At 66.8% G+C, this 9,456-nt stretch carries 10 protein-coding genes and 1 pseudogene; 8 read left to right on the top strand and 3 right to left on the bottom strand.

What is annotated here, in order from left to right; genetic code table 11:
- Nucleotides 1-105 precede the first annotated feature (105 nt).
- Nucleotides 106-999 (top strand): IS982 family transposase, encoded by an 894-nt coding sequence (locus RM445_RS31435; RefSeq protein ID WP_311560508.1) that lies wholly within the window; start codon nt 106-108, stop codon nt 997-999.
- A 73-nt stretch (nt 1,000-1,072) separates the two neighbouring features.
- Here RM445_RS31435 and RM445_RS32675 read toward each other — a convergent pair whose 3' ends face one another.
- Complete coding sequence (locus tag RM445_RS32675; RefSeq protein WP_397469448.1) at nt 1,073-1,471, bottom strand: helix-turn-helix domain-containing protein; 399 nt, start codon at nt 1,469-1,471, stop codon at nt 1,073-1,075.
- Between the two features lie 326 nt (nt 1,472-1,797).
- On the opposite strand from RM445_RS32675, the pseudogene RM445_RS31425 reads away from it, so the two are divergent.
- The 3 genes and pseudogenes from RM445_RS31425 (at nt 1,798) to RM445_RS31415 (ending at nt 5,022) form a co-directional block, all read left to right on the top strand.
- Nucleotides 1,798-3,079: pseudogene (locus RM445_RS31425) on the top strand (IS256 family transposase).
- A 454-nt stretch (nt 3,080-3,533) separates the two neighbouring features.
- Nucleotides 3,534-3,887 carry a hypothetical protein gene (locus RM445_RS31420; protein ID WP_311560506.1) on the top strand — a complete coding sequence of 118 codons (354 nt, stop codon included), beginning with the start codon at nt 3,534-3,536 and terminating at the stop codon, nt 3,885-3,887.
- Nucleotides 3,888-4,482: 595 nt separating this feature from the next.
- Nucleotides 4,483-5,022: an integrase gene (locus RM445_RS31415; protein ID WP_311560505.1), complete on the top strand. Its 540-nt coding sequence runs from the start codon at nt 4,483-4,485 to the stop codon at nt 5,020-5,022.
- Nucleotides 5,023-5,608: 586 nt separating this feature from the next.
- Here RM445_RS31415 and RM445_RS31410 read toward each other — a convergent pair.
- On the bottom strand, nt 5,609-5,833 hold the full coding sequence (locus RM445_RS31410; protein ID WP_311560504.1) for an integrase core domain-containing protein: 225 nt from the start codon (nt 5,831-5,833) through the stop codon (nt 5,609-5,611).
- A 247-nt stretch (nt 5,834-6,080) separates the two neighbouring features.
- On the opposite strand from RM445_RS31410, the gene RM445_RS31405 reads away from it, so the two are divergent.
- From RM445_RS31405 to RM445_RS31395, 3 genes are all read left to right on the top strand, one after another.
- The gene (locus RM445_RS31405) at nt 6,081-6,701 is read left to right on the top strand and encodes a helix-turn-helix domain-containing protein (RefSeq protein ID WP_311560503.1); all 621 of its coding nucleotides are present in this window, start codon (nt 6,081-6,083) and stop codon (nt 6,699-6,701) included.
- Complete coding sequence (locus RM445_RS31400; RefSeq protein ID WP_311560502.1) at nt 6,698-7,141, top strand: integrase core domain-containing protein; 444 nt, start codon at nt 6,698-6,700, stop codon at nt 7,139-7,141. Before RM445_RS31405 ends, RM445_RS31400 begins: the two co-directional genes overlap by 4 nt.
- A gap of 213 nt (nt 7,142-7,354) precedes the next feature.
- Entirely contained in the window at nt 7,355-7,888 is a 534-nt protein-coding gene (locus RM445_RS31395) for an integrase core domain-containing protein (RefSeq protein ID WP_311560501.1), read from the top strand.
- A gap of 162 nt (nt 7,889-8,050) precedes the next feature.
- Here RM445_RS31395 and RM445_RS31390 read toward each other — a convergent pair whose 3' ends face one another.
- Complete coding sequence (locus tag RM445_RS31390) at nt 8,051-8,263, bottom strand: hypothetical protein (RefSeq protein ID WP_311560500.1); 213 nt, start codon at nt 8,261-8,263, stop codon at nt 8,051-8,053.
- 108 nt (nt 8,264-8,371) lie between these two features.
- On the opposite strand from RM445_RS31390, the gene RM445_RS31385 reads away from it, so the two are divergent.
- A complete protein-coding gene (locus RM445_RS31385) occupies nt 8,372-9,262 on the top strand; it encodes a helix-turn-helix domain-containing protein (RefSeq protein ID WP_311560499.1) in 891 nt (296 codons plus the stop codon).
- Nucleotides 9,263-9,456 lie beyond the last annotated feature (194 nt).

Here is a 9,456-nt window from a genome sequence, read left to right as displayed (position 1 = left end):
CCTGGCCATCAGCCTGCACCGACTGGCCGGAGCCACCAATCTCGCCGCCGCGCTACGACATCACGGCCGCAACGCCCAACGACCCCTCCAACTACTCAAGATCAGCTGACTTTGCCGACTCCCTGCCTCCTAACCGCACTCTATGTGAAGATCGACGACTGGCTGGGTGCGCACACCCGAACGGGAAGACCACCCCGGCTCTCCGATGCCGAACTGCTGACCCTGGCCGTCGCCCAGGTCCTGCTCGGGGTCCGCTCCGAGGCCCGCTGGTTGCGGTTCGTGCCCCGCGCCCTGCCCGCGGCGTTCCCGTACCTGCCCGGCCAGTCCGGCTACAACAAGCGTCTGCGCGCCGCCCTGCCGCTGGTCAAGCGCCTGATCCGGGCGCTGGCCGCCGACACCGACCTGTGGACGGACCCGGTGTGGGTCATCGACTCCACCCCCGTGGAGTGCGCCCGCTCCCGCCCCACCACGCGCCGGTCGAACCTGGCCGGCTGGGCCGGCTACAGCTACTGCCCCAGCCACTCCCGCTACTTCTGGGGCCTGCGGCTGCACCTGGTCTGCACCCCGTCGGGCCTGCCGGTCACCTGGGCGCTGGCCGACCCGAAACTCGACGAACGCCAGGTCCTGATGGCCGTACTCGACCATGACCCCACCCTCACCGCCGACCGCTGGGGACTGACGGTCATCGCCGACAAGGGCTACGTCTCCGCCGAACTCGACCGCTACCTGGCCGACCGCGGCGTGACCCTGCTGCGCCCGTCCTACCGCAACCGCACCCCACGCCCCGGTGAGCACCTGCTCAAACCGATCCGGCAGATCATCGAGTCGGTCAACGACACCCTCAAAGGCCAACTCGACCTGGAGCTGCACGGCGGGCGCAGCATCGACGGTGTCGGTGTGCGTGTCGCTCAACGCCTGCTCGCACTCACCGCCGCGATCTGGCACAACCGCGCCACCGGGCAACCCGTCACCCGATCCCTGATCGCCTACGACCACTGATCGAGTTCGGACTTACTCGTCTAGCTGGTGGCGAAGCTCGAGCACGACGGACCGGCTGAGTTGGAAGCGGACCTCAGGTTGTCGGACAGTCCCGCCCACTCGGCGCTCGCAACCGTCGTACGGCAAAGCAGTCATCTCCTCGCCCCGCTGGATCCGCCGGGATCACTCGCCGTGGTAGAGGGCCTCGTAGATCGTCTCGTGGCACAGATGCCAGTCCGGCCGTCGGGATACTCGCTGCGCAGGTGCGCGGCGATCTGCTCCGGACTCCATTCCTGCTCGAGCTTGGCCTGCACGACCTGGCGCAGCCCTCGACGCAGCTGAGCCTGTTGCGGCGCGGGCGTCGGGCGGTCTTACGGGCGCGGGCATGAGCGAGGTCGCCGTCGTGGTTGCGGTCGTGGCCGCGCCGGTGGCGGCGAAGCTCGCGGCTGATGGTGGACGGGTTCCGGCCGAGCTCGGCGGCGATCCGCCGCACGCCAGACCGAGCCGGCGCTGGGTGGCAATGCGCTGACGCTCCAGCAGCGACAGATACCGCCCCGACCGGCCGGCCCCCAGGGACGCCACCGCCGCTGAACGACTGGCCCTCCGGCAGCCAGCGCAACCCAGAATGGCAGGTGCCCGCGGACGATCTCGTGGCTGCTGCGGTTCAAGCGGCTCGGGCTGCGCTATGACCGCACTGAGCGCACAACGCTGGAGCAATGGTTGAGACCTGTGGATGACCGAGGAGGGGTCGTACCTCCCGATCACTCGCAAGCCTCAAGCAAGGCCGGCGCGCCAACGCCGGTCGGAAGGGTACGACCCGTGCTCACCGTAGTTCCTGAAGCCGCTGACGCCGATGACCCCCGCCGCCGTGACGGGGCGGCGTTGATCGACGAGATCGTCCGCGGACGGCGCCCGGCGGATGCTGGCCGAAGCGCTACAGGCCGAGGTCGACGCCTACATCGCCGCGTTCCGCGACGAGCGCGACGAGCACGGCAGGCGGCTGGTGGTGCGCAACGGCACCCACCAGCCCCGCGAGGTGCTCACCAGCGCGGGCTCGGTCGAGGTGGTCGCGCCGCGGGTCAACGACCGGCGCACCAACCCCGACACCGGCGAACGGCAGAAGTTCTCCTCGGCGATCCTGCCGCCCTGGTGCCGCAAGACCCCAAAGATCACCGAGGTCCTGCCGCTGCTCTACCTGCACGGGCTCTCGTCCGGGGACTTCGTGCCCGCGCTCGGCAGTTCCTGGGCAGCTCGGCTGGCCTGTCCGGCCCGGTGATCACCAAGCTGACCGAGACCTGGAAGGCCGAGCAACGCGCCTTCGCCGCGCGGACCTGTCGGGCGTGGACTACGTCTACCTGTGGGCCGACGGCATCCACGTCAACATCCGCCTCGAGGAACACAAACTCTGCCTGCTCGTGCTCCTCGGCGTGCGCGCCGACGGCCGCAAGGAGCTGTCGCGCTCACCGACGGGTACCGCGAGTCGACCGAGTCGTGGGCGGACCTGCTGCGCGACGCCGCCCGCCGCGGCATGCGCGCCCCAGTGCTCGCCATCGGCGACGGTGCGCTCGGGTTCTGGGGCGCCCTGCGCGAGGTGTTCCCGGCCACCCGGGAACAGAGATGCTGGTTCCACAAGATCGCCAACGTGCTCGGGGCGCTGCCGAAGTCGGCGCATCCGGGGGCGAAGCGCGCGCTGGCCGAGATCTGGAACGCCGAGGACCGGGCCCACGCCCTCGACGCGGTGTCGGCGTTCAAGGCAGCGTACGCGGCGAAGTTCGGCAAGGCGGTCGCGAAGATCACCGACGATCTCGATGAGTTGCTGGCGTTCTACGACTTCCCGGCCGAACACTGGATCCACTTGCAGACTACGAACCCCATCGAGTCCACGTTCGCCACCGTGCGGCACCGCACGAAGGTCACTCGCGGTCCGGGATCACGTGCCGCCGGGTTGGCCATGGCGTTCAAGCTGATCGAGGCCGCCCAGGACCGCTGGCGCGCGGTCAACGGCCCACACCTCGTCGCCCTCGTCCGCGCCGGCGCCACCTTCGTCAACGGCAAGCTCGCCGAACGACCCGACGACCAAGCCCACCCGGAAGCCGCCTAAAGATCTTCATCCACAGGTCTTGACGATTGCTCCAACGCTGCCGCTGCTGACCCTCGCCTGCACCGTGATCAACGTCCGCCGCCACGGGTAGGAGTGCGATCGAGTCCGGTCGGACGCCGCGTGACGATCAACCTGGTGGACCAAGCGTCAGCGGGTTAGAGGTTCCGTCACTCGATCGAGTGTCTGGACAATCACTACGGCTTGCAGGCAGACCTTGACGGTCTCAACGCGACAGCGTTACTGGGCGATAGGTGATCCGCTGTTCTCGGTCGCCGGCGCTGTGTGCACAAGGCGACCGCATCACACACCGCTGGCAGGTCACAGGAATCGACCCCTCCGCCACCGCGATCGCGAATGCCCACGCGTTGCCGAGAACACAGGAGCCCACGCGCGAAGGGTCGTCGCGGACGTCGTCGACCACCCTCTCGACCACCGGGCGTTCGACCTCGTCCTCGTGACCTACCTGCACCTGCCTCCCCCGCAGCTATCGGCGCTGCTTCGGCGGGCAGCCGAGGCCGTCGCCCCCGGGAGGACGGTCCTCGTCGTCGGCCACGACCTGTGCCACCTCACCGAGGGGCACAGCGGCCCGTTCGAACCCGCGGTGCTCTACGCCCCCGATGTCGTGGCCGCGGACCTCGCCGGGCTTCGCATCGTCGCCGCGCGCCGCGTCGAGCGGCCTGTCGATGTCGACGGGGTCGACTGCGTCGACGTCAACACCCTGATGCGGCCACCCGGAGGTCGCGCGGGACTTCCTCCACCGGGCCGACGGCGGCCGGCTGCCGCCGAGCAGGGTGATGCGCGCCGCTGAGAACTGGCCGTATCCCAGATCGAGACGGGCCCCTTCGCCGTGGGCGACGTGCGGTCGCCTGACATCTGCGGTTCCCGACAAACGTCGCCGACTCGAACTCGCCGGAGCGGTCAGCGCCGGCTGACCGTCTTTCGCGCTCACCGACAACAGGCGTAGCCGGTCACGAGACACACCCGCAGCCGCTGGCCTGTAGGTGCCCGAAACTGCGCGCACAGCCCGTGACCTGCCCGTTCGTCGCGGCAGTTGGCTAGGCATGATCCGCTTGTGGCTCTAGGACTGATCTACCTGATGTTCTCCAAGCTCCTGAGCTGGATGGTGCTACGCGCCCGATCCGGCGCCACCAAGGAGATCGAGCCTGGTCCTGCGCCACCAACTCGCCGTGCTCCAACGGCGCACGCCGCGCCTACAGATGAGTTGGACCGACCGCGCCCTGATCACCACCCTCACCCGACTACTCCCCAAGCCTCGACGCCTCGGGCTGCTCGTCGCCCCGGCCACCGTCCTGCGCTGGCACCGCCAGCTGATCGCCCGCCGCTGGACCACCCGGCCGACCCGACCCGGTCGACCAGCCATCCCCGCGGGCCTTCGCGCCCTGGTGATCCGCCTGGCCAACGAGAATGCGACGTGGGGGTACCGGCGTGTCCACGGCGAACTCGTCGGTCTGGGTTACCGGATCGGCGCCTCCACCGTCTGGACCATCCTGCACAACGCCGGCATCGACCCATCAACGCGGCGAGCGGGACCGTCCTGGACCGAGTTCCGGCAAGCGCAAGCGCACGCGATCCTGGCTTGCGACTTGTTCCACCTCGACACCATCACCCTGCACCGGCTGTATGCGTTCTTCGTCATCGAGCACGCCACCCGCCGGGTGCACATCCTCGGCGTCACCGCCCACCCGGCCGGCGCCTGGCTCGTCCAGCAGGCCCGCAACCTGCTGATGGACCTCGACGATGCCGGCAGGCATCTCCGGTTCCTCATCCGCGATCGCGACGCCAAGTTCACCGCCCCGTTCGACGCGGTGTTCGACGCGAGTGGCGTCCGCACTATCCAGACACCAGTACGGGCACCGCGGTCCAACGCAATAGCCGAACGCTTCATCGGCAGCGTCCGCCGCGAACTCCTCGACCGCACCTGATCATCAGCCAGCGGCACGCCTCAGCCGTGCTCCGCGTATACGAGCACCACTACAACAGCCACCGGCCACCCCGGACGCTCGGCCAAGCCGCTCCCCTGCGACCACTCCCCCAACGGACAACGAGCTATCCGAACACCGTCCAACGGCACGACTGGCTCGGTGGACTGCTCCACGAGTATCAGCAGGTCGCGTGACGTGCGCAGCGTTTCTGGCACCGACAGGTCACTACCGACGACCGGCACCACCGCTTGCGGTCTTCGCCGAACACTGACCGCCGCTGAGCCGTAGGGATTCCCCCACCCCGCCTCGGGGGGTCACACGCTGTGCCGCGGGGTCATGGCGCCCGATTCTTGCCGCTATGCCTTCCAACATCCCGTCCTCGCATGCTACTTCGGCTTCGGCGCGTGCCGATGCCGACCTGCCACCGTGGCACGACATTCACGGCGATCTCCAGCGTTGGTCAGACCCGGCCGTGCGAGCGCTTCTGGATCTCGCCGAGTGCGGTCCGCTTCCGACGCCGTCTCACGTCCTGTGAAGTTGACCCCGGTGGGGTTCCAGAAGTCGGCCGTAGCGCTGATCAGCTCGTTCACGCTGCGGGTTTGTACTCGTTGATCAGACCGCCGAGAACCTGTCGACGCCGGACCTTGCCGTGGAACGGCTCGGGGATAGGCGACTCCGGGCGCGGCGGGCGCAGCTGCAGCGCTCGATGCGGCCGCTGCCTGTTGTAGTGCGCGGCGTACTCGGCCAGGACCCGGCGGAGGTGCCGCTCACGGAAGCTGAGCACCCGGTCGGTCAGCTGCAGGTGGGGCACGCCGTCGACGATGACGCGGGTGACCCCACCGCCTCGGCCGTAGCTGAACGCGATCTGTGCCCGCTGGCCGTGACGTCGCTGGGCGCGGTGGTTCCGGTGCGACGCCCGAGGGCGTCGAAGGTCGAGCCCACGGCGTAGTCGGTCTCGCCGAGCATCGCAGTGACCCGTGTGGGGTTCCAGAATGCGGCGCATGCCGCCGACCAGTGGCGATCGGCGGTCTCCACAGGCCAGGGATGATGATCGTCGCGTGTCGCTGCGCTTGCTGTATTTGATCTTCCAACAAGTACTCGGACTGGTCCTACTGATGGGCCGCACGTCCTCAGCCAAGGACGTCGAGCTCCTCGTCCTGCGGCACGAGGTCGCCATCCTCAGCCGCGCCAACCCACGACCACGCATGGACTCGGCGGACCGCGCCGTCTTCGCCGCCCTCATCCGGTGGCTGCCCCAAGCCCTGCGTTGCCATCGCCTGGTCACCCCGAACACGATCCTGCGGTGGCACCGCCGCCTCGTGCGCAGAAGATGGACCTATCCGAGCCGGCCCGGACGGCCACCGATCAGCCACATCCTCGTCGCCCTGGTGGAGCGGATGGCGCGGGAGAATCCGCGCTGGGGGTACCAGAGGATCCAGGGTGAGCTGCTCAAACTGGGCCATCGGGTCGGCGCCTCGACGATCCGTCGGATCCTCAAGCGCTACGGGATCCCACCCGCCCGGCACACCGACACCAGCTGGCGGCAGTTCCTGGGCACGCAGGCCACCGGCGTGCTGGCGGTCGACTTCTTCCACGTCGACTGCGCGGTGACACTACGCAGACTGTACGTCCTGTTCGTGCTCGAGGTCGGCGACCGCTACCTGCACGTCCTGGCGTGACAGCGCATCCCGACGGGCCGTGGACCACCCAGCAGGCCCGCAACCTCGTCATGGACCTCGGCGAGCGTGCGGCACAGTTCCGGTTCCTCGTCCGCGATCGCGCCGGACAATTCACGGCTTCCTTCGACGCGGTCCTGGCGGATGCGGGGATCGAGGTGGTCAAGATCCCACCCCGGTGTCCGCGGGCGAACTGCTGCGCCGAACGCTTCGTGTTGACCGTCCGCACCGAGGTTACCGACCGCATGCTGATCTTCGGGGAGCGACACCTGCGCGGCGTGCTTGCCCAGTACTCGCTGCACTACAACATGCAGCGACCGCATCGAGCGCTGAAGCTGCGTCCACCGCGCCCGCAGTCACCTGTCCCCAAGCTGGCTTACGGCCGGGTCCGACGTCTGCCGGTCCTCGGCGGGCTCATCAACGAGTACGAACCCGCGACCTGAAACCGCTGGTCACACGCCACGGCCAAGTTATGGAACCCGACAGGGGGTACCGCCGCATCCACGGCGAGCTCGTCGGCCTCGGTCTACCGGATCGGCGCCTCCACGGTCTGGAAGATCTTGCACACCGCTGGCATCGACCCATCGACGCGGCGAGCCGGATCGACCTGGACGCAATTCCTGCGGGCACAGGCACACGCCATCCTGGCTTGCGACTTGTTCCACCTCGACACCATCACCCTGCACTGGCTGTATGCGTTCTTCGTCGTCGAGCACGCCACCCGCCGGGTGCACATCCTCGGCGTCACCGCTCACCCGACCGGCGCCTGGCTGACCCAACAGGCCCGCAACCTGCTCATCGACCTCGACGACGCCGGCTCTCGCTTCCGGTTCCTCATCCGGGACCGCGATGCCAAGTTCACCGCCGCGTTCGACGCCGTCTTCACCGCCGCCGACATTCGCATCATCAGGACACCGGTGCGGGCGCCGCGGGCCAATGCGATTGCCGAACGCTTCATCGGCAGCGTCCGCCGCGAGCTCCTCGACCGCACCCTGATCATCAGCCAGCGGCACGCCTCAGCCGTGCTCCGCGTATACGAGCACCACTACAACAGCCATCGGCCACACCGGACGCTCGGCCAGGCCGCACCGCTACGACCACTCCCCCAGCTGACGACGAGCGCGACGTACACAATCCGACGGCGCGACCGGCTCGGCGGGCTGCTCCACGAATATCAGCAGGCCGCGTGAGGTGTGCGGCGTTTCTGGCACGCACAGGCTCGCGCTGCAGCCAGGTTGATCAAACTAACTGCCTGGACCCTTACGTCGGACTACGTTACCTGACGAGCTGCTCCATTCGGGTAACTTGGGACGCAGAGTGTGGCGGAGTGCTATGTAGCACTTTGCAATGTGTCACTCTTGAGAACTTTTTTTTGGAGCCTTCGCCCCTGACACCGCAGGCGTCATCTTGATCGTTACTCCGAACACCAGCAGCACAGCAACCACGCCAGCCACGATCTGGTGGACGGCAGGCAACTCTGGGAAGTTGGATGCGATGCTGGCGGCTTGAGCCAAAGCTTGGGCGGCCGCGAGCGCTAGCACGCCCCAAGCCAGACGCCAGCCCATACTGGAAGGCTAGCACGAACATCACTTTAGGCTCCTGCTAGCGGCGCCTGAGCTGTGCCAAGCGGACGATCCAGCCGCATCTGCCGAGATGCCGATGGCCTGATCGCCGTGGAGGTTCGACTGATTCAGACCGATTCGCGCGTGATAGCGTTCGATGTAATACATCGGGAAGGGAGCGATATATTGAGCGACTCAGTTTCGATGCGCAGACAGCTGACGGTCGAGTTGAAGCGTCTGCGGGCTCAGGCCGGCCTCACGCAGCGGGAAGTAGGCGCGGCGTTAGATTGGTCGCTCTCGAAGGTGATACGGATCGAGAACGGCTCGTTCGCCATCTCGGTTACTGACACAATCGCGTTGCTGCAGGTTTATGGAGTGGAAGACCGCAGTGTCGTCGAGGATCTGATAAACATGGCGCGCGGTTCGAAGTATCAGCCGTTCTCATATTACCGCGACATCTTCCATGCCGACACGCTGCGGTACTTTCGATACGAGTCCTCCGCATCCCTTGTTCGTCAAGTTGAGCTGTTAACTGTGCCGGCACTCCTTCAGGCGGAGGAGTATTCCCGAGCGCTATATGCTTGCTACGATGTTCCCAAAGACTCAGTGGACCGTATGATTGAATGCCAGCTTGAACGTCAAGAGTGTTTGGAGCGAATCGACGTCGAGTTATTCTTCATAGTGGATGAAGCGGCAATTCGTCGACCAGTTGGCGGAGAGAATCTTATGCGTAAGCAACTGGATCGGTTGGTGGAACTCAGTCAGAGGGCTAATGTTTGTGTCAGTTTGCTGCCGTTCGAGATTGGGCCGCACAAGGGATTGCGTGGACCCTACACTTACCTCGAATTTCCGGCCGAGAATGATCCGGGCGTGGTCTTTCTGGAGACGCTAGACGGAACACTTGTTCTCGACGCCGAGGATGTAACCTGTCGCTACTTGGAGGCGTTCTTCGGGCTCGAAAAACTGGCCATTCCGGTTGATCAGTTCCGCACTCTTTCATGAGTAGGAAAGGCGGCTACCAAGGGGCAAGCTGACGATCTATTGGAGCGCGCGCGCTCCTCGTCCACCAGGGCGTGTCACGACGACCGTGTAAGCCGCGGGTGACCCAAGATCGACCGCTGTGATCGACACGGCGGTCGGAAGGGACACCCGAGTGAGCAAGGACCAGCCCGGCCCGGACGCCGATGCGGCAGCGG

Origin of the sequence: Pseudonocardia charpentierae (assembly GCF_031845345.1) — a bacterium.
Classification (GTDB): Bacteria; Actinomycetota; Actinomycetes; order Mycobacteriales; family Pseudonocardiaceae; genus Pseudonocardia; species Pseudonocardia charpentierae.
This window is presented reverse-complemented; position numbering and strand designations above follow the sequence as displayed.